We start from the raw sequence: 25,386 nt of genomic DNA, 5'->3' as shown, positions 1-25,386 counted from the left end.
CGGCCGCTGACGGCCTCAATGAGCGTACTTCACTCTGCGCGGGTGCCGCGCGCGAGTTCCGCAGCCAGCTCGCCGACCGCGGCGACGCCGCCCGTGGCGAGTGCGTTTACGAGCGCCGACCCGACGATCGCGCCCTGCGCGTACTCGAGCACCTCGGCGACCTGGGCGGCCGTGGAGATGCCGACGCCGACGCAGCTCGCGGGCGCGTCGGCAGCCGTCAGCCGCTCGACGAGCGTGCGAGCGGCCCGGTCGACGTCGCTGCGGGCGCCGGTGATGCCCATGGTCGAGACGGCGTAGACGAAGCCGCGACTCGCGTCGACGACCTGCCTGATTCGGGCGTCGGTCGAGGTCGGCGCCGCGAGGAACACCCGGTCGAGACCGGTGCGTTCGGATGCCGCGATCCAGTCGGCGCCCTCGTCGGGGATGAGGTCGGGCGTGATGAGGCCCGCTCCCCCGGCCGCGACCAGGTCGTCGGCGAATCGATCGACGCCGTACTGCACGACAGGGTTCCAGTAGGTCATGATCAGCACCGGGGCATCCACCCGCGCGGTGATGCGTCGCACGGCCTCGAAGCCGTCGGCGAGGCGGAAGCCGTTCGCGAGCGCCTGCTGCGTGGCCGCCTGGATGACGGGACCGTCCATGACGGGGTCGGAGTACGGCAGGCCGAGCTCGAGGATGTCGACGCCGTTCTCGACCATCGCGACCGCTGCTTCGACGCTCTCGTCGAACGTGGGGAAGCCGACGGGCAGGTACCCGATGAGCGCGCCGCCCGCCTCCTCGTTACGGCGGCGGATGACGGAACCGACCGTGTTCATTCGGCGTTCTCCTGGTCGTAGAGCTCGAAGTAGTGAGCAGCCGTGTCCATGTCCTTGTCGCCGCGACCCGAGAGGTTCACGAGGATGGTGGCCTCGGGTCCGAGTTCGCGGCCGAGCTCGAGGGCGCCTGCGAGGGCGTGGGCCGACTCGATCGCCGGGATGATCCCCTCGGTGCGGGTGAGGAGGCGCAGCGCCTGCATCGCCGCGTCGTCGGTCACGGGGCGGTAGTTCGCGCGCCCGATCGCCGAGAGCCACGAGTGCTCGGGGCCGACGCCGGGGTAGTCGAGCCCCGCCGAGATCGAGTGCGACTCGATGGTCTGGCCGTCTTCGTCCTGCAGCAGGTAGCTGCGCGCTCCGTGGAGCACGCCGGGGCGGCCCTTCGTGATGGTCGCGGCGTGGCGCTCGGTCTCGACCCCATCGCCGCCGGCCTCGAAGCCGTAGAGCGCGACGGACTCGTCGTCGAGGAAGGCGTGGAAGATGCCGATCGCGTTGGATCCGCCGCCGACGCAGGCCGCGACGGCCGTCGGCAGCCCGCCGGTGAGGTCGATGACCTGCTGGCGGGCCTCTTCGCCGATGATCTTCTGGAAGTCGCGCACCATCTCGGGGAACGGGTGCGGACCCGCGACCGTGCCGAAGATGTAGTTGGTGGTCTCGACGTTGGTGACCCAGTCGCGCATCGCCTCGTTGATCGCGTCCTTCAGCGTGCGCGAACCGGCCTTCACCGCGACGACCTCGGCGCCGAGCAGCCGCATGCGCGCCACGTTCAGGGCCTGGCGCTCGGTGTCGACCTCGCCCATGTAGATGACGCAGTCGAGCCCGAAGAGCGCCGCAGCCGTCGCCGTCGCGACGCCGTGCTGACCGGCTCCGGTCTCGGCGATCACGCGGGTCTTGCCGATGCGCTTCGTGAGCAGCGCCTGTCCGAGAACGTTGTTGATCTTGTGCGAACCCGTGTGGTTCAGGTCTTCGCGCTTCAGGATGACCCGGGCACCACCGGCGTGCGCGGCGAAGCGCGGCACCTCGGTGATGATCGACGGCCGGCCCGTGTAGCTGCGGCCGAGTTCGGCGAGCTCTTCGCCGAACGCGGGGTCGAGCTTGGCGAGGTCGTAGGCCTCGCCGAGCTCGTCGAGGGCGGCGACGAGGGACTCGGGCACGAAGCGCCCGCCGAAGTCGCCGAAGTAGGGACCGGTCTGCGCTCTGAGCGCCATGTCACACCGCCAGGAAAGCTGAGAGGTTGGCAATCGGGTCGCCGCCCGTGACGAGCGCCTCGCCGACGAGAACGACGTCGGCGCCCGATGAGCGGTAGTGCGCGACATCCGCCGCCGACAGCACCGCGGACTCCGCGACGCGGATCGCTCCCTCGGGGAATCGCGGCGCGAGGCGGCCGAAGAGGTCGCGGTCGAGTTCGAACGTCGAGAGGTCTCGGGCGTTCACGCCGATGAGGCGCGCGCCGAGCGCTGCGGCGCGCTCGAGCTCTTCAGCCGAGTGGGTCTCGATGAGCGGCGTCATGCCGAGCTCGACGATGAGGTCGTGGAGCTCGCGCAGCGTCGGGTCGTCGAGCGCCGCCACGATGAGCAGCACGAGGTCGGCGCCCGCGGCACGGGCTTCGAGCACCTGGTACGGCGTCGCGATGAAGTCCTTGCGCAGCACCGGAAGCGAGACCGCGGCGCGCACGGTCTCGAGGTCGGCGAGCGAACCGCCGAACTTGCGGCCCTCGGTGAGCACGCTGATGGCGCTCGCACCGCCGAGCTCGTACTGACGAGCGAGGGCGGCCGGGTCGCTGATCGTCGCGAGCGAACCCCGCGAGGGGCTCGAGCGCTTGATCTCGGCGATGACCTTCACGTGGGCGGCCGGGCGCAGCGCCTCGAGCGCGTCGAGTGCCGCGGGGCGCTCGAGCGCCGCAGCCTCGACGGCCGCGAACGGTGTGCTCTCGCGGCGCGCCAGAGCGTCGGCGACAGCGTTCGCCGTCAACTCGGCGAGCACTAGTGCGCCTTTTCGATGACCTTCGAGCCGCCGACACCGTAGCCGGCGCGCGCGAGCACCCAGCCGACGATCAGGCCGACGACGAGCAGACCTGCCGACGCCCAGACGAGCCACTCCGCCTCGAAGAAGAAGGCGACCGTGCCGATCGTGAATGCGATGAGCATGATCGTGACGGCGGTCCATGCCGCGGGCGAGTGTCCGTGGCCGGGATCTGCGGTCTCAATGCTCATGATGCTCCTTCGTGCTGGGGTTTTCGTCGGCCAGTCTAGCGGTTCGCGTCACTGGGGTTCTCGTCGTCGCGCGGGTCGGCGGCGGCATGGTCGGTGGAATCGTCGGGCGCAGCGTCGGTCGCGCCGCCCGTTTCGACGTCGGTCTCGTCGTCGGTCGGGTCGTCGCCCCGGCTGAGGCCGTCCCAGTCGTCGATGGCGCGGTCCGAGGCGGGGCGCTCGGCGGCCGCTGTCGTGGTGCCGTCGGCGGCCATGCGGGAATCGCTGTACCGCCGAGACGAGGCCGGCCAGCGGCCGCCCGTCACGAGCACCGCGAGGCCAGCGAGCACGAGCAGCACGCCGCCGACGATCGCGAGCACTGGCCAGATCGTCGCGGTGACGGATGCCACGAGCTCGGCGGTCGGTGCGGCGCCGGCGACGCCCGTGGCATCCGTGACGGCAGGCGACACCGCGGCGATGGGGTCGGCGAGGGACAGGCTCGCCGCGAGCAGCACGCAGCCGCCGAGGAGCACCTCGAGCAGGCCGAGCACGAAGCGGATGCCCGGCCCTGCGATCGCGAGCGCCGCCACGAGCGCGAGGCCCGCGAGGCCGAGCGCCGCGAGCGCCGGAGAGGCGATGCTGCCGGTGACGGCGATCGGCTCACCGGTGCCGCCGGTGCTGCTCGCCTCGATGAGGAGGTCGAACCACGTCTGGCTCCACGAGAGCAGCACGAGCCCGGCGCCCACGACCGTCGCGACCATCGCGGGCAGCTTCATGCGGGCCGGGTTCACGACTCCACCCGCCGCATCGCGTTGGCCACTGCGACAGCACGGAGCGGCGCGGCGGCCTTGTTGCGGGACTCCTGGTACTCGGATTCGGGATCCGAGTCGGCGACGAGGCCGCCGCCCGCCTGCACCCGGGCGACGCCGCCCGAGATCGTCGCGGTGCGGATGGCGATCGCGAGGTCGGCGTCGCCGCCGAAACCGAAGTAGCCGACGACCCCGCCGTAGAGGCCGCGCTGCGCGGGCTCGAGCTCGTCGATGATCTCGAGCGCACGTGGCTTCGGCGCGCCCGACAGGGTGCCCGCCGGGAACGTCGCGCGGAAGACGTCGATCGCGTTGGCGTCGCCGACGAGGTCGCCCTCGACCGAGGAGACGAGGTGCATGATGTGGCTGAACCGCTCGACCCGCATGAATTCGGTCACCTCGACGGTGCCGGCCGTGCAGACCTTCGCGAGGTCGTTGCGGGCGAGGTCGACGAGCATGAGGTGCTCGGCCTGCTCCTTCGGGTCGGCGATGAGCTCCGCCTCGAGGTCGGCGTCGGCCTCGGGCGTCGCGCCACGCGGCTTCGACCCCGCGATCGGATGCGTGAACACCCGGCCGTGCTGCACCTTCACGAGCGCCTCGGGCGAGGAGCCGACGATCCAGTACGGCTCCCCCGACGTGTCCTCGAGATGCAGCAGGTACATGTACGGGCTCGGGTTGAGGCTGCGGAGCACCCGGTACACATCGATCGGGTGCGCGGTCGCCTCCTGCTCGAAGCGCTGCGAGATGACGACCTGGAAGATGTCGCCCTCGCGGATGTACTCCTTCGAGCGGTCGACGGCCCGAAGGAAGTCGGCCTTCTCGGTGCGATGCACCGGGTCGCCCGCGCGGGCCAGGTCGATCTCGGCGAGCCAGGCCTCGGTCGGCTGGGCGAGCCCCAGCTGCATGCGGTCGAGGCGCGCCTGCGCACCCTGCCAGAGCTGCTCCGGCGCTTCGCCCTGGTCGTTCAGCACCGAGGCGATGAGCTGCACGGTGCCCGTGCGGTGGTCGATCACGATGAGCTCGGAGACGAACGCGAACGCCTGGCCCGGCATCGGGAACTCCGACGGCGGCCGGTTCGGCAGATGCTCGATCTGACGGATCGCCTCCCAGCCGATGAAGCCGACGAGGCCGCCGGTGAGCGGCGGGGCGCCCGGCACGTCTTCGGTGCGCCAGCGCTCGAAGAGCGCCTCGAGCGCGGCGAGCGGAGCGAGCCCGGCGGCGTCGCCGAGGGCGCGTTCGGCGCTCAGGCCGTAGTCCTGCCATTCGACGCGGTCGGATGCCTCGGTGAGCACGCCGTACGACGAGACGCCGACGAACGAATAGCGCGACCAGATGCCGCCCTGCTCGGCCGACTCCAGCAGGAACGTGCCGGGGCGGCCTCCCGCGAGCTTGCGGTAGATGCCGACCGGGGTCTCGCCGTCGGCGAAGAGCTCGCGCACGACGGGCACGACCCGGCGCCCCGAGAGCAGGGCGGTGAACTCCTCGAAGGTGGTCGTGGCGTCGGCCAACGTGTGCTCCTCGTCGTCAGTCGGCGGGCGGGAATCCGGGGGTCACGGCGATCGGGTCGCCGTCGAAGCAGGTGCGGGTGCCGGTGTGGCAGGCGGCGCCGATCTGCTCGACGCGCACGAGCAGCGTGTCGGCGTCGCAGTCGAGCGCCGCCGAGCGCACGTACTGCGCGTGGCCCGAGGTGTCGCCCTTGCGCCAGTACTCCTGGCGGGAGCGCGACCAGAAGGTCACCCGCCCCTCGGTCAGCGTGCGGCGCAGCGCCTCGCGGTCCATCCAACCGAGCATCAGCATCTCGCCGGTGTCCCACTGCTGGATGACGGCGGGCAGCAGCCCGTCGGCGTTGAAGACCGCGCGCCCGAGCGCCTCGTCGACCGTCGATTCGGTGGTCATCGCACGATCCTCCCGTCGGCCGCCAGCGCGGCCTTGACCTCGCCGATGGTCAGCTCGCCGTTGTGGAACACCGAGGCCGCGAGCACCGCGTCGGCCCCCGCCGCGATCGCGGGCGGGAAGTCGGCCACCGCGCCGGCACCGCCCGAGGCGATGACGGGCACGGTCGAGAGCTCGTGCATGAGCGCGGTGAGTTCGAGGTCGAAGCCGGTCTTCGTGCCGTCGGCGTCGATCGAGTTGACGAGCAGCTCGCCGGCGCCGAGTTCGATGCCGCGGCGGGCCCATTCGAGCGCGTCGAGGTCGGTCTCGGTGCGACCGCCGTGGGTCGTGACCACGAAGCCCGACGGCGTGCGGTCGGAGCGCTTCACGTCGAGCGAGAGCACGAGCACCTGCGCGCCGAATCGGTCGGCGATCTCGCCGATGAGCGCAGGGCGCGCGATCGCGGCGCTGTTGACGCCGACCTTGTCGGCGCCGTGGCCCTGCAGGCGCGCGACGTCGTCGGTCGAGCGGATGCCGCCGCCCACGGTGAGCGGGATGAACACCTGTTCGGCGACCCGCTGCACCATGTCGTACGTCGTCGAGCGGTCGTCGACGGTGGCGGTGACGTCGAGGAACGTGAGTTCGTCGGCGCCCTGTTCGGCATAGCGGGCGGCGAGCTCGACGGGGTCGCCCGCGTCACGCAGGTTCTGGAAGTTCACGCCCTTCACGACGCGGCCGGCAGCCACGTCGAGACACGGGATCACACGGACGGCGAGTGACATGCGCGCCTCACAACCGGGCCGCGTGGATGGCGCTGACGAGGATCGCCCTCGCGCCGAGCTCGTACAGTTCGTCCATGACGTGGTTCATGTCGACGCGCGGGATCATGACCCGCACGGCGACCCACTCGGGGTCGTGCAGCGGCGAGACCGTGGGCGACTCGAATCCCGGCGCCGCAGCGGTCGCGCGCTCGAGGTGCTCGAGCGGCACGTCGTAGTCGAGCAGCACGTACTGGCGGGCGACGAGCACTCCCTGCAGGCGCCGGAGCAGCGTCGCCGCGCCCGGCTTGTCGACGCCGGAGCCGATGAGCACCGCCTCGGATTCGAGGATGACCGGGCCGAAGATCTCGAGGCCGGCCTGACGGAGCGTCGAGCCAGTCGACACCACGTCGGCGACGGCATCGGCCACCCCGAGGCGCACCGCCGACTCGACGGCACCGTCGAGCTTCACGAGCTTCGCCGGGGCCACGCCGTGGCCGGCGAGGAAGTCGCCGACGAGACCCGGGTAGCTCGTGGCCACCCGAACGCCCTCGAGGCCGGCGAGTTCGGTGAACGCGCCCGCCGGGCCGGCGAAGCGGAAGGTCGAGTCGCCGAATCCGAGCGGCGCGATCTCGGAGGCATCCGAGCCCGAATCGAGCAGGAGGTCGCGACCCGTGATGCCGACGTCGAGGGCGCCGGAGCCGACGTACGTGGCGATGTCGCGCGGGCGGAGGTAGAAGAACTCGACCCCGTTGCGCGGGTCGGCGGTGTGCAGGTCGCGCGGGTCGCGGCGACCGGTGTACCCGGCCTCCCACAGCATCTGCGCGGCGGTTTCAGCAAGCGAGCCCTTGTTGGGCACGGCGATTCGGAGCATTTCCTGACTTTCGTGTCGACGGTTCTGATCGGCCATGGGCGTGATTAGAGATGTCGATACACGTCGGCGGGCGAGAGCCCCTTCGCCAGCATCAGCACCTGCAGGTGGTACAGCAGCTGGGAGATCTCTTCGGCCGTCTCGTCGTCGCTCTGGTACTCGGCGGCCATCCACACCTCGGCAGCCTCCTCGACGATCTTCTTGCCGATGGCGTGCACGCCGGCGTCGAGCTCGCGCACGGTGCCTGAGCCCTCGGGGCGGGTGGCGGCTCTGTCAGCGAGCTCGATGAACAGCTCGTCGAAGGTCTTCACCCGTCAAGACTACCGGTGACAGGAGCCCTGCCATGCCGGTGGGCTCCTGCGGCGTCACGAAGCGTTCCGGTCAGTGCCGGTGCACGATCGCGGCGTCACGAAGGGCGGCGATGCGCTCGGCGGGCACTTCTGCCCCGAAGACCGCCGATCCGGCGACGAAGGTGTCGGCCCCGGCCTCTGCGGCGATGCCGATCGTATCGAGCGAGATGCCGCCGTCGACCTGGAGCCAGACGTCGAGGCCGGTCTCCCGCACCACGCGTGAGAGGCGCTCGAGCTTCGGCATCGTCTCGTGCATGAACGACTGCCCGCCGAAGCCTGGCTCGACGGTCATCACGAGCACCTGGTCGAACTCGGGCAGCAGCTCGAGGTAGGGCTCGACATCGGTGCCCGGCTTCAGCGCGATGCCGGCGCGAGCGCCGATCTCGCGGAGTCGGCGCGCGAGGGCCACCGGCTCATCGGTGGCCTCGGCGTGGAAGGTGACCGAGAATGCGCCGAGTTCGGCGTATCCCGGAGCCCAGCGATCGACGTCGGAGATCATGAGGTGCACGTCGAGCGGAATCGGGCTGACCTGCTGCAGGCGCCCCACCATCTGCGGGCCGAACGTCAGGTTCGGCACGAAGTGGTTGTCCATGACGTCGACGTGCACGAGGTCGGCGCTCGCGATGCGCCCGAGCTCGTGCTCGAGGTTCGCGAAGTCGGCAGCGAGGATGCTCGGGTTGATCCGCGTCGTCATGCAGCCACCCTATCGAGGGTCGGCGGTGTCGCCGGTCGCTCAGGCCCGCTTCCGCACGAGGGCGACGAACATCGCGTCGGTGCCGTGCCGGTGCGGCCAGAGCTGCACGGTCTCGGGCGCGCCGGCGAGGTCGAGCGGATGCCGCGACAGCCCTTCGATCACGGCGCGCGTGTCGAGCTGCTCCGCCGTGTCACCCGCCCTGCGGAGCGCCGCGGCGAGGGTGCCGTGGGTCTCGGCGGTGTGCGGCGAGCAGGTCACGTAGGCGAGGATGCCGCCGGGCGCGAGCGCTGCGAAGGCGCTGTCGAACAGCTGCCCCTGGAGCTTCGTGAGCTCGGCGACATCCGATGGGGCCTTGCGCCAGCGCGCCTCGGGGCGGCGGCGGAGCGCGCCGAGCCCGGTGCACGGGGCGTCGAGCAGGATCCGGTCGAAGCCGCCCGGTGCGCCGAGCGCCTCGAGGTCGAGCTGCCGGCCGTCGCCGACGTGCACCTCGACGTCGAGCGGCACGCCCACGATCGCGTTGCGCACGAGTTCGGCGCGAGCGGGCACCGTCTCGTTCGCCGCGAGCACCGCGCCGCCCGCGAGCGCCTCGGCCGCGAGCACCGCGGTCTTGCCGCCGGGGCCGGCGCACAGGTCGAGCCACCGCTCCCCCGGGCGAACCGGTTCGGCGCGGCTGAGCGCCAGCGCGGCGAGCTGGGAGCCTTCGTCCTGCACGCGGATGCGGCCGCCGGAACGCTCGGCCGCTGCGATCGGATCGTCGGCGACCGCGCCGATCGGCGAGAACCGGTCGGGTTCGAGTCCCTCGATGGCGTCGGTGTCGACGTCGAGGCCCGGCAGCACGGCGAGGTTCACGCGCGGCGAGGCGTTGTCGGCGTCGAGCAGCTGCTCGAGTTCATCGGCCCGGCCCTCGTGATCGAGGGCGGTGCGGAGCGCCCGCACGATCCATTCGGGGTGGCTCGTGACCGCCGCGAGGCGAGCGTCTTCACTGCCCGCGCCTTCGGCGACGCGTTCGCGCCACTCCTCGGCGGACGTGCGCGAGATCGTGCGAAGCACGGCGTTCGCGAACCCCGCCGCCTTCGGGGCGACGCGTCGCGCGAGCTCGACCTGCTCGTTGACCGCGGCGTGCGTGGCGACGCGGGTGGCCAGCAGCTGGTGCGCACCGAGCCGGAGCACGTCGAGCACCGCGGGGTCGATCGCGGAGGCCGGCCGGTTCGCCGCGAGCTCGATGACCCGGTCGTAGAAGCCCTGCATGCGGAGCGTGCCGTAGGTCAGCTCGGTCGCGAAGGCGGCGTCGGCCCGGTCGAGTCCGGCGCGACGGATGCGCGTGGGGAGGAGGAGGTTCGCGTAGGCCTCGTCGGCCCGCACGGCCTCGAGCACCTCGACGGCGACGATGCGCGCGGGGGCGATGCGGGCCTGCGTGGGGCGGGCCTGTACTGGGCGGTTCGAAGCTCCCCCGCCGCTCCGGCGCTGGCCTCCTCCACCGGCGTTGCCGCCGCGACCGCCGTTCATCGTGCCACCGCCGTGGTGCGGCCGGAGCCGCGCCACCAGTCGCCGGCGTCCATCGCCGGCTTGCCGGCCGGTTGCACCCGGCGCAGCTCGAGCGGAGTCGTGCCGGTGCCGATGAGCACTCGGCGGGCCGAGAGCACGAGTTCGCCCGGCGCGAGTGCGGGGATCTCGTCGCCGTCTGCAGGAGCACTGAGCTCGAGGAGCTTCACCCGCTGCTCGTCGATCGTCGTCCAGGCGCCGGGTTCGGGCGTCACGCCGCGGAATCGGGCGCGCACCTCGTTCGCGGGCCGCGACCAGTCGAGACGGGCATCGTCGATCGAGAGCTTCGGGGCCAGGCTCGCCTCACCGGCCTGCGGCACCGCGCGCGCCGAGCCGTCGGCGATGGCATCGACCACCTCGGCGAGCAGCCCGGCTCCGGAAACCGCGAGGTCGCCGAGCAACACTCCGGCCGTCTCATCGCCCTGTAGCGGATGCCGCAGCTCGGCGAACACGTCGCCCGCGTCGAGCTCGGGCACCAGCTGGAACACGGATGCCCCGGCGACGGTGTCGCCCGCGATGAGCGAGTGCTGCACCGGTGCCGCACCGCGCCAGGCGGGCAGCAGCGAGAAGTGCAGGTTGATCCAGCCGTGGACCGGAGTCGACAGCAGGGGCTCGCGCACGAGGCCGCCGTAGGCGACGATGACGCCGAGGTCGGGCTCGAGGGCGGCGATCCGCGCCGTGGCATCCGCGTCGAGCCGGTTCGCCTCGATGAGCGGCATGCCGAGATCGGCCGCCGCCTGTGCAACGGGCGAGGGGGTCAGTACGCGCTTGCGCCCGAGCGGGGCGGGCTGCCGGGTGACGACGCCGACGAGGTCATGGCCGCTCGCCGCGAGACGTTCGAGCGACGGGATGGCGACGGCAGGAGTGCCGGCGAAGACGATGCGGAGCTTCTGCACACTCCATTGTCGCCGACGACGCGCCGACTACGGGACCTCGGGATCGTCGAAGCGCACGCGCAGCACCGCCGGCCGCTTCGGCGGCTGCCCGGCGACCGGGCGCCGACGCTCGGTCGCGACCCGGATCATCTCGGCCCGAAGGGCTTTGGCGACCGCGGCGCCGGCGGCGTAGTCGAACCGCACGATGCCGCGCTCGAGTCCCTCGTCGGCCGGAACCGGGCCGAGCGAGTCGACACCGGGTGCGGCGTCGCGCACCGCGTCGAGCGCCTTGGCGACCAGGACGGGCGCCGCCGTCACACTCGCCACACGCACCGCGGGCGGGAATCGCAGCGCCCGTCGGCTCGCGAGCTCGCCGCTTGCCCACTCCGCGAGCCGCCACGACGCCAGCGACTGCGCGAGTGCGCCCGCCACCCCGACCAGGTAGATCGGCGAACCGGGAGCTGCGAGCGCCGCCGCGTTGGCCCACCAGCGCAGGCAGTCTTCGGCGACGCGAAGGGACTCGCGCAGCAGCATCCGCTCGCCGTCGAGCAGGAGCACGGCACGGTAGCCGCCGTCGGCGACGGGTTCGGCGCCGCGGGTCGCGACGACGAGGGCAGGCTCGGCGCCGACCTTCAGCACCGGCCGCTCGCCGTCGGAGAGGATGACGCGGGCATTCGGGAACGCGCGGCCGAGCTCTTCGGCGGTGCGGCTCGCCCCCACCGTCGCCGCGCGCAGCTTCGTCGCCTCGCAGACCGGGCACCGCCAGGTGCTCGCACTCGTGCCGCACAGCACGCACCGCGGGTCGCCGCCGCTACGCGGCACGACCAGTGCGCCGCCGCACGCCGCGCAGCGCGCCGGTTCCCGGCAGCGGTCGCACGTGAGCATCGGAGCGTGACCGGGTCGCGCGACCTGCACGAGCACCGGCCCATCGAGGAGTGCCTGCTGCGCCGCACGCCAGGCGCTCGACGGGATGCGCGCCGATCCGGGCTCGGGTGACGCCTGCTGCTCGGTCGGGATGACCTTGGGTCGCACATGTCTGACGGCGGGCACCTCGTGAACCCAGCCGATCTCGACGAGCCGTTCGACCTCGACGCTGCGGCTGTGGCCGACGAAGAGCAGGGCGGCGCCCGACTGCTCCTGACGGATGAGGGCGGCATCGCGGGGATGCACGCCCGGCGCCAGCTGCTCGTTCTGGAGCGAATCGCCGTCGTCCCAGATCGCGATGAGGCCGAGCCTCGACGCCGGGGCGTAGACGGTCGAGCGGTTGCCGATGACGATGCGTGCGTCGGTGCCGGTGGCGTCGAGGAACGCGCGGAACCGTTCACCTCCGGTCTGCCGGGCGTCGGTGCGGAGCACCCGTCTCGGGTCGACGCGATCGGCGAGCGCCGCCTGCAGCTGCTCCTGATCGCGGTAGTCGGGCACGATGACGAGGCTCGAGCGGTCGGCCGCGAGCGTGTGCGCGGCGGCCGCCGCAAGGGTTGCCGCCCATGCACCGACCCACTCGCCCGACGAGAGCAGCACCGGCCGGGGATCTGCGGCGAGGGCCATGCGCTCCCCCGCATCGATGCCCGTCTCGAAGCGGCCGGGCTCGTACCCGGGAATCGGCGCGGCCGGCCCGGGCAGGTCACCCGCGTCAGGTTCTGCCGCACGCCATGCGCGCTCGGCCCGCACGTAGCGGCTCGGGATGGCCACCCGCAGGATGTCGCCGGCGTTGCCGGCCGCCCGATCGGCAGCGGCCCGCGCCAGTGCCCACACCTCGGGCATCAGCAGTGGCACCTCGGAGACGATGTCCTCGAGCTCGCTGAGGCGCCCCTCGAACTCGCTCGTCGAGACGACTTCGACGAGCCATCCGTTGGCGATGCGCCCGCCCGAACGCAGCGGAACGCGCACGCGCACCCCGGCGACCGCGGCCTCGCGGAGCCGTTCGGGCACGGCGTAGTCGAAGAGCTGGTCGAGTTGCGGCAGGGGCGAATCGACGAGCACGCGGGCGACGGAGCCGCCTGCCACGTCAGAGCCCGGAAGCGGAGCGGAGGTCGTCGACGCGGTCGAGGCGCTCCCAGGTGAAGTCGGGCAGCTCGCGCCCGAAGTGGCCGTAGCTCGCCGTCTGGGCGTAGATCGGCCGCAGCAGGTCGAGATCGCGGATGATGGCCGCCGGTCGCAGGTCGAACACCTCGCGGATCGCGGCGGTGATCTGCTCGTCGGGCAGCGCGCCGGTGCCGAAGGTCTCGACGTAGAGCCCAACGGGCGCCGCCTTGCCGATGGCGTACGCCACCTGCAGTTCGAGACGATCCGCGAGGCCCGCCGCGACGGCGTTCTTCGCGACCCAGCGCATCGCATACGCCGCCGAGCGGTCGACCTTCGACGGGTCCTTGCCGCTGAAGGCGCCACCGCCGTGCCGGCTCGCACCGCCGTAGGTGTCGATGATGATCTTGCGGCCGGTGAGGCCGGCGTCGCCCTGCGGGCCGCCGATCTCGAAGCGACCGGTGGGGTTGATGAGCACGTCGAGGTCGGGCCGGGCGAGCTCGACCATGTCGAGCACCGGGCGGATCACGAGCTCTTCGACCTCGGCACGGAGCTGCTCGGTCGACACCGCGAGCGTGTGCTGCGTCGAGAGCACGACCGTCTCGACCGTCTTCGGCACCTGGCCGTCGTAGCCGATCGTCACCTGGGTCTTGCCATCGGGTCGCAGGTAGTCGAGCTCGCCGTTCTTGCGCACGGCCGAGAGCCGCTCGGCGAGGCGGTGCGCGAGCCAGATCGGCACGGGCATGAGCTCGGGGGTCTCGCGCGTGGCGTAGCCGAACATGATGCCCTGGTCGCCGGCGCCCTGCATGTCGAGCGCGTCGATGCTCGAACCCTCACGGGACTCGAATGCATGGTCGACGCCCTGGGCGATGTCGGGCGACTGGCCGCCGATCGACACCGAGACGCCGCACGAGCGCCCGTCGAACCACGCGTCGGAGGAGTCGTAGCCGATGGAGGTGACGCGCTCGCGCACGATCGCCGGGATCTCGACGTAGCCGCTCGTGGTGACCTCGCCCGCGACGTGCACGAGGCCGGTCGTCACGAGGGTCTCGACGGCGACCCGGCTGTGCGGGTCTTCGCGCAGCAGCGCGTCGAGGATCGAGTCGGAGATCTGGTCGCAGAGCTTGTCGGGGTGCCCCTCGGTGACGGACTCGGACGTGAAGCGGCGGAGTGCGCTCATGTGGTGGGCTCGTGTTCCTTCGAGGTCGTCGCGGTGGTGACGGCGGTCACTTCCGTGACCACCACATCGAGGATGTCATGCGCCACCGACTGTTTCGTTCCGTGTGCTCGTGTGACGACATCGCCGTCCCGGCCGATCACGACGACCTGGTTCTCGTCGCTCGCGAAGCCCTCGTTCCAGCCGACGCGGTTGACGACGAGCAGGTCGGCGCCCTTCGCCTCGCGCTTGGCGCGGCCGAGCGCGATGATCCGGTCGTCGTCGGGCTCGGTCTCGGCTGCGAAGCCGACCAGCAACGTACCCGGATGCGGCGCGTGGCCGAGACCCGCGAGGATGTCGGGGTTGCGCACGAGTTCGAGCGTCAGCCCGTCGTCGCTCGCATCCTTCTTGATCTTGCCCTCGCTCACGCTTGCCGGCCGGTAGTCGGCGACCGCGGCGGCCATCACGACGACATCGGCGCCGTTGGCGGCCTCGGTCACCGCGGCCTGCAGCTCGAGCGCGGTCGAGACACGGCGGATGTCGCAGCCCTCGGGCTCGGCGACCTCGAGGTTCGCGGCGATGAGCGTGACGTGCGCGCCGCGCTCGCGAGCGGCCTCGGCGATCGCGATGCCCTGCTTGCCGCTGGAGCGGTTGCCGAGGAAGCGCACGGGATCGAGGGGCTCGCGCGTGCCGCCCGCGCTCACCACGACGTGGCGACCCGCAAGATCGGCGCGACGAACGGATGCCGCGGCGCCGACGCCCTCACCCAGCACGCGTTCGAGTGCGACCCGAACGATCTCGTCGGGCTCCTCCATGCGACCGGGGCCGCTGTCGGCACCGGTGAGCTGCCCGACTGCAGGCCCCACGATCGTGACGCCGCGCGAACGGAGCGTCTCGACGTTCGCCCGAGTGGCGGGGTGCCGCCACATCTCGGTGTGCATGGCCGGTGCGATGACGACGGGCGCCTCGCTCGCGAGCAGCGTGTTGCCGAGCAGGTCGTCGGCGAGCCCCGTCGCGAGCTTCGCGATCGAGTTCGCGGTCGCGGGGGCGATGACGATGAGGTCGGCCGCCTGCCCGATGGCGACGTGCCGCACCTCGGCGACTCCCTCGTACAACTCGGTGTGCACCGGGTTGCGCGAGATCGCCTCGAGCGTCGGCCGACCGACGAAGCGCAGTGCGCCCTCGGTCGGCACGACGTGCACGTCGTGGCCGGCGAACACGAGCGCGCGCACGACACCGACGGCCTTGTACGCGGCGATGCCGCCGGTGATGCCGACGACGACGTTGAGCCGAGTCATCCGGCCCTCCGGATCACTCGGCGATCGGGCGGAGCCGGAGCTTGTCTTCGTTGATCTCGTGCATCGCGACCGACAACGGCTTGTCGTCGATCGAGGAGTCCACGAGCGGGCCGACGTTGTCGAAGAGGCTGCCCTCGTGCAGGTCGGCGTAGTAGTCGTTGATCTGGCGCGCGCGCTTGGACGCGAAGATGACCAGCTGGTACTTCGAGTCGACCTTGGAGAGCAGGTCGTCGATGGGCGGATCGATGATGCCGGACAGCTTCTCAGCCATGGAATGACTCCTTAGATCGTGGGTGCGCACCCGCAGTGCGCGGAAAGTCGTGGCGAGGGCAGCTCAACGCCGACCCTTGCGAGATCTCATCAAGTCTACGACCTCCTGCGCCGCTTCGGCGACGTCGTGGTTCACGACCTGGTGGTCGAACTCCTCGATGGCGGCCAATTCGACCTTCGCGGTCTCGAGTCGGCGCTGCTGTTCGGCCGGGCTTTCGGTGCCGCGGCCGACCAGACGTCGCACGAGTTCGTCCCAGCTCGGCGGCAGCAGGAAGACGAGCGTCGCCTCGGGCGCGGCGCGGCGAACGGACCGTGCACCCTGGATGTCGATCTCGAGCAGCACGCTGTTGCCGGCGGCGATCGCCTCCTCGACGGCCTTCCGCGGAGTGCCGTAACGCGACGCGTTGTGCACGGTCGCCCACTCGAGGAGTTCGCCGGCCTCGACCATGCGGTCGAACTCGGCGTCGTCGACGAAGAAGTAGCTCTCGCCCTCGACCTCGCCGGGCCGCGGCTGACGCGTCGTCGCCGAGACCGAGAGGCGCACATCGGGGTGGTGGCGCCGGATGTACTCGGCGACGGTGCCCTTGCCGACCGCGGTCGGTCCGGCGAGCACGACGAGTCGGTCTCCCGTGCCGCCATGGGCGGCGACCCAGTCCGCGAGGAACTCGCGGAGACGCCGGCGCTGCAGCCGGCCGAGGCCGCCGAGGCGCTTCGACGGCGAGATCTCGAGCTCCTCCATGATGCGCGCCGACTTCGTCTGCCCGATCGCGGGGATCGAGGTGAGGAACTCGGTGACGCGGAGGCGCCCCTCGACTCCGTCGGGCGATTCGAAGGCCTCGCGCAGCACGTCGAGCGGGCTTCGCGAACCGGCCGCGATCGCGGACTTGACGGTCGCGCGAGCGCGTCGCGCCGCAACCGCGGCACGGGATGCAGCCACTCGATCGACATCGGGCGGCGACGGGCGTGTGGTCCCGGGAACGGTCGTCTGCTCAGACACTCGTCGCTCCGACCTCGCCCACGCGGCGCGTGATGGCCTCGGCGAGACCATCGGGCCCTGCACCGAGGATCGACCGCGACTCGCTCACGATGACGCCGGCAGCGAGCGACCCGTAGATCGACCGGAGGTCGCGGAGTTCGGCGCCCTGATGTCCGAATCCGGGTGCCAGCACCGGCAGCCCCGGCCGCGGCGGATCCACGTCGAGGTCGATGCCCGAGCTGCGCAGGTCGATGGTCGCGCCGAGCACGACGCCGACGGAGCCGAGAGGCCGGTTCGCGGCATCCGCTCGCCCCTGGTTCCAGGCGATGACCCCGCCCGTGATGGCCTGGGCGACGGTGGAGCCGGCGCGGCTCGACTGCTGCAGCACGGCGCGCTGGATCGCGGCGGCCTCGGGGTTCGAGGTCGCGGCCAGCACGAACGCGCCCTTGCCCGCCCGCTCGGCGGCTTCGAGCACGCCCGCGATCGAGCCGAGCCCCTGGTAGGCGCTGATCGTCATCGCGTCGGCCTCGAGGGTCGATCCCGGCGACAACCAGGCCTGACCGTACGCCGCGACGCTGGTGTCGAGATCGCCGCGCTTCACGTCGGCGATCACGAGCAGACCGGCATCGCGGGCCTCGGCGAGCACCCGCTCGAGCGCCGCGTAGCCCGCGGCGCCATGGCGCTCGAAGAACGCCACCTGCGGCTTGACGATGCCGACGCGCCCAGCGGCGGCGTCGACGGTGCGCAGTCCGAACTCGCGCACGCCATCGGCCGAGTCGGGAAGTCCCCACTGGTCGAGGAGCGATGCGTGCGGGTCGATGCCGACGCAGAGCCTGCCGTAGGCCGCGAAGACGGCTTCGAGCCGGTCGCCGAACGGAGTCACGTCGGTCATGCGTTCGCCTCCCGACGGAGTCCGTACTCCTGGAGGCTCGTGACCTCGAAGCCCTCGCGCTGCACGTCGAGCGACGCCACAGCCGCCGAGAGTTCTGCGATCGTCGTGAACAGCGGGATGTCGGACGCGACGGCCGCTGCGCGGATCTCGTAGCCGTCGGCGCGGGACGAACGCCCGCTCGGCGTGTTCACGACGACGTCGATCTCTCCGCGGTTGATGAGCTCGACCACGGATGCCGCGTCCTCGCTCGTCTTCTCGCTGAACTTCAGCACTTCCTTCGCACGGATGCCGTTGCGCCGCAGCACCTCGGCGGTGCCCTCGGTCGCGGCGATGTCGTAGCCGAGCTGCTGCATCCGCAGCGCGGGCAGGATGATCGCGCGCTTGTCGCGATCGGAGACGGAGACGAACACGGTGCCCGAGAGCGGCATGCCGCCGTATGCGGCGAGCTGGCTCTTCGCGAACGCGGTCGGGAAGTCCTTGTCGATGCCCATGACCTCGCCCGTCGAGCGCATCTCGGGGCCGAGCACGGAATCGACGACGAGTCCCTCGCGGGTGCGGAAGCGGTGGAAGGGCAGCACGGCCTCCTTCACGGCGACCGGCGCGTCGAGCGGCACTCGCGAGCCGTCGGACGCCGGGAGCATGCCCTCGTCGATCAGCTCGGCGACGGTCGCGCCGACCATGATGCGCGACGCGGCCTTCGCGAGCGGGATGCCGAGCGCCTTCGAGACGAAGGGCACGGTGCGGCTCGCACGCGGGTTGGCTTCGAGCACGTAGAGCACGCCGGCGCCGATCGCGAACTGCACGTTCAGCAGGCCTCGCACGCCGATGCCCTCGGCGATGGCACGGGTCGCCTCGCGGACCCGGTCGACCTCGGCGCGGCCGAGGGTCACGGGCGGCAGGGTGCAGCTCGAGTCGCCGGAGTGGATGCCGGCCTCCTCGATGTGCTCCATGACGCCGCCGATGTAGAGGTCGGTGCCGTCGTACAGCGCGTCGACGTCGATCTCGATCGCGTCGTCGAGGAAGCGGTCGACGAGCAGCGGATGCGTCGGGCCGACGATGCCCTGACCCTCGATCCGTGCGAAGTAGTCGGCCAGCGACGGCGAGTCGTAGACGATCTCCATGCCGCGGCCGCCGAGCACGTAGCTCGGTCGCACGAGCACGGGGTAGCCGATGCCCTCCGCGACGTGCACGGCGCCGGCGAGGTCGGTCGCAGTGCCGTTCTTCGGTGCGAGCAGGCCCGCGGCGTCGAGGATGCCGGAGAAGAGACCGCGCTCTTCGGCGAGGTCGATCGCCTCGGGAGTTGTGCCGAGGATCGGAATGCCGGCGGCTTCGAGGCCCTTCGCGAGGCCGAGTGCCGTCTGGCCGCCGAGCTGCACGACGACACCGACGAGTTCGCCCGACTGCGACTCGGCGTGGATGACCTCGAGCACGTCTTCGAGGGTGAGCGGCTCGAAGTAGAGCCGGTCGCTCGTGTCGTAGTCGGTCGAGACCGTCTCGGGGTTGCAGTTGATCATGATCGTCTCGAAGCCCGCCGCCGAGAGGGCGAACGAGGCGTGCACGCACGAGTAGTCGAACTCGACACCCTGGCCGATGCGGTTCGGGCCCGAGCCGAGGATGACCACCTTGCGGCGGTCGCTGGGCTCGACCTCGGTCTCCTGGTCGTAGCTCGAGTAGTGGTACGGCGTGAGCGCCGGGAACTCCCCCGCGCACGTGTCGACCGTCTTGTAGACCGGGCGGATGCCGAGGATGTGGCGCACCTCGCGGGCGTCGGCCTCGCCGAAGCCGCGCAGCTGGCCGATCTGCGCGTCGGAGAAGCCGTGGTCCTTCGCGAGCAGCAGGAGCTCGGTGTCGAGGTTCTCCGCCGAGGCGATGGTCTCGGCGACCTCGTTGATGAGCACGATCTGGTCGAGGAACCACGGGTCGATCTTCGTCGCCTCGAAGAGCTGCTCGATCGTGGCGCCCTTGCGGAGCGCCTGCTGCACGACGACGATGCGGCCGTCGGTCGGCACGGATGCCACCTCGAGGAGCTCCTCGATCGAACGCTCCTCTTCGCCCCAGTGGAACGACGAGCCGCGCTTCTCGAGCGAGCGGAGTGCCTTCTGCAGCGCGGTCGCGTAGTTGCGGCCGATCGCCATGGCCTCGCCGACCGACTTCATGGTGGTCGTGAGGGTGGGGTCGGCGGCCGGGAACTTCTCGAACGCGAACCGGGGCACCTTGACGACGACGTAGTCGAGCGTCGGCTCGAACGACGCCGGGGTGACCCGGGTGATGTCGTTCGGGATCTCGTCGAGGCGGTACCCGATGGCGAGCTTCGCGGCGATCTTCGCGATCGGGAAGCCGGTGGCCTTCGAGGCGAGGGCGCTCGAGCGCGAGACGCGCGGGTTCATCTCGATCACGATGACGCGGCCGTCGGCCGGGTCGATGGCGAACTGGATGTTGCAGCCGCCCGTGTCGACGCCGACGGCGCGGATGATGTCGATGCCGATGTCGCGCAGGTGCTGGAACTCGCGGTCGGTCAGCGTCAGCGCGGGTGCCACGGTGATCGAGTCGCCGGTGTGCACGCCGACGGGGTCGACGTTCTCGATCGAGCAGACGACGACCGTGTTGTCGGCGGTGTCGCGCATGAGCTCGAGCTCGTACTCCTTCCAGCCGAGGATCGACTCCTCGAGAAGCACCTCGGTCGTGGGCGAGTCGTGCAGGCCCTGGGTGACGATGCGCACGAGGTCTTCCTCGGTGTACGCGAAGCCCGAGCCGAGGCCGCCCATCGTGAACGACGGGCGCACGACCAGCGGGTAGCCGAGGTCGAGGGCGAACTCCTTCGCCTGCTCGAGCGTCTTCGCGACATGCGATCGTGCGACGCCCGCACCGGCCTCGATCACGAGGTCCTTGAAGAGCTGGCGGTCCTCGCCCTTGCGGATGGCGTCGACCTTCGCGCCGATGAGCTCGACGCCGTGCTTCTCGAGGATGCCCGCGTCGTGCAGCGCGATGGCGGCGTTCAGCGCCGTCTGACCGCCGAGCGTCGGGAGCACCGCGTCGGGCTTCTCCTTGATGATGATCGACTCGATGATCTCGGGAGTGATCGGCTCGATGTACGTCGCGTCGGCGAAGTCGGGGTCGGTCATGATCGTGGCCGGGTTCGGGTTCACGAGGATGACCCGCACGCCCTCCTCGCGGAGCACGCGGCACGCCTGGGTGCCCGAGTAGTCGAATTCGGCGGCCTGTCCGATGACGATCGGACCGGATCCGATGACGAGGACGCTGTTGATGTCGTCGCGCTTGGGCATTACTCGTTGCTTCCTTCGGTCGCGGTGCTCGTCGTCGTGTTCGCGATCACCATGTCGCGGAATCGGTCGAAGAGGTAGTTCGCGTCGTGCGGGCCGGCCGCCGACTCGGGGTGGTACTGCACGCTGAACGCGGGGATGTCGAGGCAGTTGAGCCCCTCGACCACGTTGTCGTTGAGGCCGTAGTGGCTGACCTCGACGCGGCCGAAGCCCTCACTCGACTCGCTCACGCGGTCGATGGGGGCGTCCACGGCGAAGCCGTGGTTGTGCGCCGTGATCTCGACGCGGCCGGTGGCCTTGTCGAGCACCGGCTGGTTGATGCCGCGGTGGCCGAAGGGCAGCTTGTAGGTGCCGAAGCCGAGCGCGCGCCCGAGCAGTTGGTTGCCGAAGCAGATGCCGAAGTACGGCAGCCCCTCTCGGAGCGTCGTGCGCAGCAGTTCGACATGGCGGTCGGATGCCGCGGGGTCGCCGGGTCCGTTCGAGAAGAACAGCGCATCGGGTGCGAGGGCGAGCACCTCTTCGGCCGTGATCGACTGCGGGACGACGTGGACGTCGAAGCCGCGCTCGGCGAGGTACTTCAGGGTCGAGGTCTTCACGCCGAGGTCGAGCACCGCGACGGACCCGACGCGTTCGCCTTCGGCCGGCAGCGTGTAGGGCTCGGTGGTCGAGACGGCGCCCGACAGGTTGGCGCCGGCCATCGCCGCGCCGCTCTGCACGAGGTCGAGCTGCTCGCCCGGGGTGAGCAGCGCGTCGTCGCCCGAGAAGATGCCGGCGCGCATGGCGCCCGCCGAGCGGAGGTGGCGCGTGAGCGCTCGCGTGTCGATGCCGCTGATGCCGACGACGCCCGAGGTGGCGAGATCGTCGTCGAGGCTCCGCTGCGAGCGGAAGTTCGAGACGACTCGCGAGGGGTCGCGCACGATGAAGCCGGCCACCCAGATGCGAGCCGACTCCATGTCCTCGTCGTTCATGCCCGTGTTGCCGATGTGCGGCGCGGTCATCATGACGATCTGACCGGCGTACGACGGGTCGGTCAGCGTCTCCTGGTAGCCGGTCATGCCGGTGGCGAAGACGGCTTCGCCGAGGGTGCGGCCGCGCGCACCGTAGGCGCGTCCTTCGTAGCGGCGTCCGTCTTCGAGGACGAGCACGGCGGATTCGCTCGTGCCTGCGGGGGTCTCAGTCATTCGAGGCCTCACTCTCCTGCTCTGGCCGCGGCGCGGCTGGCGCTGCGGCGATGTCTTCTTCCGGCCGCGGCGCGGGCGGCGCTGCGGCGATGTCGTTGACGGCCTGGATGATCCTGGCCGGGTCGCCCGGGTAGCGGGCGCGCACGTAGCTGTCGACGCGGGGTTCGACGGGTTCGGCCGCTCCCCGCTCCTGGGCGATCCAGGTGAGGGCGATGAGGCCCTCGGGCTCGACGCCGCGGTCGATGGCGTAGCTCGCGAGCTGCGCGCCGACGAGGCGGTCGGCCGGGATGAACGTCAGGGACTCCCCCGCGATGCGGAGGATCAGGCCTTCGGGAAGCACCTCGAGGTGGCCGGACCCGCGGAATGCGAGCCCGTGCACCGCGAGCCGTTCGAGGGGCTCCCCGAGCGGGGTGGTCGCGACATAGAGCACCTCGGCATCGACCACCGGAGCGCCGTGCGCGGCGGGCACCGGGTACGAGCCGAGCGACTCGTCGCGCACGGTGCGCCGCTTCCACGAGCGGTACATGAGCCAGCCGACGAGCGCCACGACGGCGACGGCGACGAGGGTGCCGATCACCTTATCCATGCGCGGCCCCCTGAGCGGATGCCGCGTTGCGGGCGACCTCGTCGTGCGGGCGCACCGCGCCGTCGAGGAAGGTCGGGTAGCCGCCGTGGAACGTCGCGACGACCCGCCCGGGCAGGCGACGGCCGAGGTACGGCGAGTTCGTGCTGCGGCCGGCGAGCCGGTCGAGGTCGAACTCGGATGCCGCGGCGGGGTCGTACAGCGTCAGTTCGGGAGCGGCACCCACGGCGATCGACTCGCCGTGGCCGTGCAACCGGCCGATGCGCGCCGGTGTCGACGACATCACGCGCGCGACATCCGCCCAGTTCATGAGGCCCGTCTCGACGACGGCGGCGTGCACGACGGCGAGGGCCGACTCGAGTCCGACCATGCCGTTGGCGGCGGCCTGCCACTCGCTCTCCTTCGCCTCGACCGGGTGCGGAGCGTGGTCGGTGGCGACGATGTCGATCGTGCCGTCGGCGAGTGCAGCGCGCAGCGCCTCGACGTCTTCAGCACGGCGCAGCGGCGGGTTCACCTTGAACCGGGGGTCGTAGCCCGCGATGAGGTCCTCGGTGAGGAGCAGGTGGTGCGGCGTCACCTCGGCCGTCACGTCGATGCCGCGGGCCTTGGCCCAGCGGATCACCTCGACGGATCCGGCGGTGGAGACGTGGCACACGTGCAGGCGCGAGCCGACGTGCTCGGCGAGGAGCACGTCGCGGGCGATGATCGACTCCTCGGCGACGGCGGGCCAGCCGGTCAGCCCGAGCTCGCCGGAGAGAGCGCCCTCGTTCATCTGCGCGCCCTCGGTCAGCCGGGGCTCCTGCGCGTGCTGGGCGATGACACCGTCGAAGGCCTTGACGTACTCGAGCGCGCGGCGCATGAGCAGCGGGTCGGAGACGCAGAACCCGTCGTCGGAGAAGACCCGCACGTTCGCCCGGGATCGTGCCATCGCGCCGAGCTCGGCGAGCTGTTCGCCCTTGAGCCCGACGGTCACGGCGCCGATCGGCTGCACCGTCGCGTAGCCGGCGGCACGGCCGAGGCTCGCCTCCTGCTCCACGACGCCCGCCGTGTCGGCGACCGGGAACGTGTTCGCCATCGCGAACACCGCGGTGAAGCCGCCGGCCGCAGCTGCCTGGGTGCCGGTCAGCACCGTCTCGCTCTGCTCGTAGCCGGGCTCGCGGAGGTGCGTGTGCAGGTCGACGAGACCGGGAAGGGCGATGAGCCCGTCGGCGTCGACGACCGTCGCGCCCGAGGCATCCGCGATGCTGCCGACGCCGGCGATGACGCCGCCGTCGAGCAGGATGTCGGCGCGCTCGCCACCGGGGAGGGTGGCGCCGGTGATCAGGAAACGCTCGCTCATCAGGCGTCCCCCCGTTCGCCGGACATCAACAGATAGAGGGCGGCCATTCTCACTGAAACTCCGTTCGCAACCTGCTCGCGCACGGTCGACTGCTGGGAGTCGGCGGCGCGGGCGGCGATCTCGAGCCCGCGATTCATCGGGCCGGGGTGCATCACCATCGTACTGGGGGGCAACGCGTCGAACCTGGCGTCGTCGAGACCCCAAGTGCGCGCGTACTCGCGGCTGTTCGGGAAGAACGCCGCGTTCATGCGCTCGGCCTGGATGCGTAGCATCATGACGACATCGGGGGTGCCGCTGAGGGCGGCATCGAGGTCGTAGCCGACGCGGGCGGGCCAGGTGCGGGTGTCGACCGGCACGAGGGTCGGCGGAGCGACGAGCTCGACCTCCGCGCCGAGCGTCGCGAGCAGCCACACGTTCGACCGCGCGACACGCGAGTGCAGCACGTCGCCGACGATGACGACGTGCACGCCGTCGAGCGCGCGCCCGCGCGATGCCGTGCCGTGCAGGCGCCGGCGCATCGTGAAGGCGTCGAGCAGCGCCTGGGTGGGGTGCTCGTGCGTGCCGTCGCCGGCGTTGACGACGCCCGCATCGATCCATCCGCTCGTCGCGAGCGTGTACGGCGCGCCCGAAGCGTGGTGGCGGATGACGACGCCGTCGGCACCCATCGCCTGCAGGGTCTGCGCGGTGTCCTTCAGGCTCTCGCCCTTCGAGACGCTCGACCCCTTGGCGCTGAAGTTGATGACATCGGCCGAGAGGCGCTTCGCGGCGGCCTCGAACGAGATGCGGGTTCGCGTGGAGTCCTCGAAGAAGAGGTTCACGACCGTCTTGCCGCGCAGCGTCGGCAGCTTCTTGACCTCGCGCTCCTGCACGGCAGCCATGTCCTCGGCGATGTCGAGGATCTCGATGGCCTGCTCCCGGGAGAGCTCGCGGGTGCTGAGCAGGTGGCGCATCAGACCTCGCCCCCCTCGGCAGCGACGGTGTCGTCGATCGCGACGGCGTCGTCGCCGTCGATCTCGGTCAGGCGCACGTTGATGCGCTCCCTGGTCGAGCTGGGCAGGTTCTTGCCGACGAAGTCGGCCCGGATCGGGAACTCCCGGTGCCCCCGGTCGACGAGCACCGCGAGCCGCACCGCGCGGGCACGGCCGAGGTCGTTCAGCGCGTCGAATGCGGCCCGGATCGTGCGCCCCGAGAACAGCACGTCGTCGACGAGCACGACGGTCTTGCCGTCGATGCCGCCGGCCGGCAGTTCTGTGGGCTGCGGCGTGCGCGTGCGAGTGCGAGTGAGGTCGTCGCGGTACATCGTGACGTCGAGCGCCCCTGCAGGCGGCGGCGCGGCGTCGGGCTCGATGCGTGCGATGTTCTCGGCGATGCGACGGGCGAGGATCACGCCCCTGGTCGGGATGCCGAGGATGACGAGATCGGAACTGCCACGATTGGACTCGAGGATCTCGTGCGAGATGCGGGTCAGCGCCCGCGAGATGTCAGCTTGACTGAGCACGGCACGTGCCATCAAACGACTCCCTTCTCCGCCTCACAGGACGGCCTTAAAGGTTGTCAACGTCCTTCGATCCTATCGTGTCCCGCGACCGGGGGCTGCCGGCGACATGGCACCGCTCGGT

At 71.2% G+C, this 25,386-nt stretch carries 25 protein-coding genes; all 25 read right to left on the bottom strand.

Features of this window, described 5'->3' with window-relative positions:
• Window positions 1-29 precede the first annotated feature (29 nt).
• Window positions 30-815 carry a tryptophan synthase subunit alpha gene (gene trpA / locus JOE59_RS05750; protein WP_204459319.1) on the bottom strand — a complete coding sequence of 262 codons (786 nt, stop codon included), beginning with the start codon at window positions 813-815 and terminating at the stop codon, window positions 30-32.
• On the bottom strand, window positions 812-2,020 hold the full coding sequence (gene trpB / locus JOE59_RS05745; RefSeq protein ID WP_204459318.1) for a tryptophan synthase subunit beta: 1,209 nt from the start codon (window positions 2,018-2,020) through the stop codon (window positions 812-814). The genes trpA and trpB overlap by 4 nt, the downstream gene beginning before the upstream one ends.
• Window position 2,021: 1 nt before the next feature.
• Window positions 2,022-2,795 carry an indole-3-glycerol phosphate synthase TrpC gene (trpC, locus tag JOE59_RS05740; RefSeq protein ID WP_204459317.1) on the bottom strand — a complete coding sequence of 258 codons (774 nt, stop codon included), beginning with the start codon at window positions 2,793-2,795 and terminating at the stop codon, window positions 2,022-2,024.
• Window positions 2,795-3,025, bottom strand: a complete 231-nt coding sequence (locus JOE59_RS05735) for a DUF6704 family protein (RefSeq protein WP_204459316.1) — start codon at window positions 3,023-3,025, stop codon at window positions 2,795-2,797. The genes trpC and JOE59_RS05735 overlap by 1 nt, the downstream gene beginning before the upstream one ends.
• Window positions 3,026-3,060: 35 nt before the next feature.
• Window positions 3,061-3,792, bottom strand: coding sequence for a Trp biosynthesis-associated membrane protein (locus JOE59_RS05730; protein WP_204459315.1), 732 nt, complete (start codon window positions 3,790-3,792; stop codon window positions 3,061-3,063).
• Window positions 3,789-5,315, bottom strand: coding sequence for an anthranilate synthase component I (locus JOE59_RS05725; protein ID WP_204459314.1), 1,527 nt, complete (start codon window positions 5,313-5,315; stop codon window positions 3,789-3,791). The genes JOE59_RS05730 and JOE59_RS05725 overlap by 4 nt, the downstream gene beginning before the upstream one ends.
• A 16-nt stretch (window positions 5,316-5,331) precedes the next feature.
• Window positions 5,332-5,703, bottom strand: coding sequence for a phosphoribosyl-AMP cyclohydrolase (hisI, locus tag JOE59_RS05720; protein ID WP_204459313.1), 372 nt, complete (start codon window positions 5,701-5,703; stop codon window positions 5,332-5,334).
• Complete coding sequence (gene hisF, locus JOE59_RS05715; protein WP_204459312.1) at window positions 5,700-6,461, bottom strand: imidazole glycerol phosphate synthase subunit HisF; 762 nt, start codon at window positions 6,459-6,461, stop codon at window positions 5,700-5,702. Before hisF ends, hisI begins: the two co-directional genes overlap by 4 nt.
• A gap of 7 nt (window positions 6,462-6,468) precedes the next feature.
• Complete coding sequence (gene hisG / locus JOE59_RS05710; protein WP_204459311.1) at window positions 6,469-7,311, bottom strand: ATP phosphoribosyltransferase; 843 nt, start codon at window positions 7,309-7,311, stop codon at window positions 6,469-6,471.
• Window positions 7,312-7,355: 44 nt separating this feature from the next.
• Window positions 7,356-7,619 carry a phosphoribosyl-ATP diphosphatase gene (locus JOE59_RS05705; RefSeq protein WP_056650691.1) on the bottom strand — a complete coding sequence of 88 codons (264 nt, stop codon included), beginning with the start codon at window positions 7,617-7,619 and terminating at the stop codon, window positions 7,356-7,358.
• 70 nt (window positions 7,620-7,689) lie between these two features.
• Window positions 7,690-8,352, bottom strand: a complete 663-nt coding sequence (gene rpe, locus JOE59_RS05700; RefSeq protein WP_204459310.1) for a ribulose-phosphate 3-epimerase — start codon at window positions 8,350-8,352, stop codon at window positions 7,690-7,692.
• Window positions 8,353-8,391: 39 nt separating this feature from the next.
• Entirely contained in the window at window positions 8,392-9,858 is a 1,467-nt protein-coding gene (locus tag JOE59_RS05695) for an RsmB/NOP family class I SAM-dependent RNA methyltransferase (protein WP_204459309.1), read from the bottom strand.
• A complete protein-coding gene (gene fmt, locus JOE59_RS05690; protein ID WP_204459308.1) occupies window positions 9,855-10,790 on the bottom strand; it encodes a methionyl-tRNA formyltransferase in 936 nt (311 codons plus the stop codon). The genes JOE59_RS05695 and fmt overlap by 4 nt, the downstream gene beginning before the upstream one ends.
• Window positions 10,791-10,817: 27 nt before the next feature.
• Window positions 10,818-12,776, bottom strand: coding sequence for a primosomal protein N' family DNA-binding protein (locus JOE59_RS05685; protein ID WP_307836965.1), 1,959 nt, complete (start codon window positions 12,774-12,776; stop codon window positions 10,818-10,820).
• Window position 12,777: 1 nt separating this feature from the next.
• Window positions 12,778-13,971 carry a methionine adenosyltransferase gene (metK, locus tag JOE59_RS05680; protein ID WP_204459307.1) on the bottom strand — a complete coding sequence of 398 codons (1,194 nt, stop codon included), beginning with the start codon at window positions 13,969-13,971 and terminating at the stop codon, window positions 12,778-12,780.
• A complete protein-coding gene (coaBC, locus tag JOE59_RS05675; protein ID WP_204459306.1) occupies window positions 13,968-15,245 on the bottom strand; it encodes a bifunctional phosphopantothenoylcysteine decarboxylase/phosphopantothenate--cysteine ligase CoaBC in 1,278 nt (425 codons plus the stop codon). The genes metK and coaBC overlap by 4 nt, the downstream gene beginning before the upstream one ends.
• A 13-nt stretch (window positions 15,246-15,258) precedes the next feature.
• The gene (rpoZ, locus tag JOE59_RS05670; protein ID WP_056009287.1) at window positions 15,259-15,516 is read right to left on the bottom strand and encodes a DNA-directed RNA polymerase subunit omega; all 258 of its coding nucleotides are present in this window, start codon (window positions 15,514-15,516) and stop codon (window positions 15,259-15,261) included.
• A gap of 63 nt (window positions 15,517-15,579) precedes the next feature.
• On the bottom strand, window positions 15,580-16,512 hold the full coding sequence (gene gmk, locus JOE59_RS05665) for a guanylate kinase (RefSeq protein WP_307836964.1): 933 nt from the start codon (window positions 16,510-16,512) through the stop codon (window positions 15,580-15,582).
• The gene (gene pyrF, locus JOE59_RS05660; RefSeq protein ID WP_204459304.1) at window positions 16,505-17,383 is read right to left on the bottom strand and encodes an orotidine-5'-phosphate decarboxylase; all 879 of its coding nucleotides are present in this window, start codon (window positions 17,381-17,383) and stop codon (window positions 16,505-16,507) included. Before pyrF ends, gmk begins: the two co-directional genes overlap by 8 nt.
• The gene (gene carB, locus JOE59_RS05655) at window positions 17,380-20,667 is read right to left on the bottom strand and encodes a carbamoyl-phosphate synthase large subunit (RefSeq protein WP_204459303.1); all 3,288 of its coding nucleotides are present in this window, start codon (window positions 20,665-20,667) and stop codon (window positions 17,380-17,382) included. The genes pyrF and carB overlap by 4 nt, the downstream gene beginning before the upstream one ends.
• A complete protein-coding gene (carA, locus tag JOE59_RS05650; protein WP_204459302.1) occupies window positions 20,667-21,845 on the bottom strand; it encodes a glutamine-hydrolyzing carbamoyl-phosphate synthase small subunit in 1,179 nt (392 codons plus the stop codon). Before carA ends, carB begins: the two co-directional genes overlap by 1 nt.
• Complete coding sequence (locus JOE59_RS05645) at window positions 21,838-22,431, bottom strand: PH-like domain-containing protein (RefSeq protein ID WP_204459301.1); 594 nt, start codon at window positions 22,429-22,431, stop codon at window positions 21,838-21,840. The genes carA and JOE59_RS05645 overlap by 8 nt, the downstream gene beginning before the upstream one ends.
• The gene (locus JOE59_RS05640; RefSeq protein WP_204459300.1) at window positions 22,424-23,767 is read right to left on the bottom strand and encodes a dihydroorotase; all 1,344 of its coding nucleotides are present in this window, start codon (window positions 23,765-23,767) and stop codon (window positions 22,424-22,426) included. Before JOE59_RS05640 ends, JOE59_RS05645 begins: the two co-directional genes overlap by 8 nt.
• Window positions 23,767-24,717, bottom strand: coding sequence for an aspartate carbamoyltransferase catalytic subunit (locus JOE59_RS05635; RefSeq protein ID WP_204459299.1), 951 nt, complete (start codon window positions 24,715-24,717; stop codon window positions 23,767-23,769). Before JOE59_RS05635 ends, JOE59_RS05640 begins: the two co-directional genes overlap by 1 nt.
• Window positions 24,717-25,280, bottom strand: coding sequence for a bifunctional pyr operon transcriptional regulator/uracil phosphoribosyltransferase PyrR (pyrR, locus tag JOE59_RS05630; RefSeq protein ID WP_204459298.1), 564 nt, complete (start codon window positions 25,278-25,280; stop codon window positions 24,717-24,719). The genes JOE59_RS05635 and pyrR overlap by 1 nt, the downstream gene beginning before the upstream one ends.
• Between the last annotated feature and the right edge of the window lie 106 nt (window positions 25,281-25,386).

The organism is Agromyces cerinus (assembly GCF_016907835.1).
Lineage (GTDB): Bacteria > Actinomycetota > Actinomycetes > Actinomycetales > Microbacteriaceae > Agromyces > Agromyces nitratus.
Note: the sequence above shows the minus strand (reverse complement) of the source record. Positions and strands in the feature narration are given on the sequence as shown.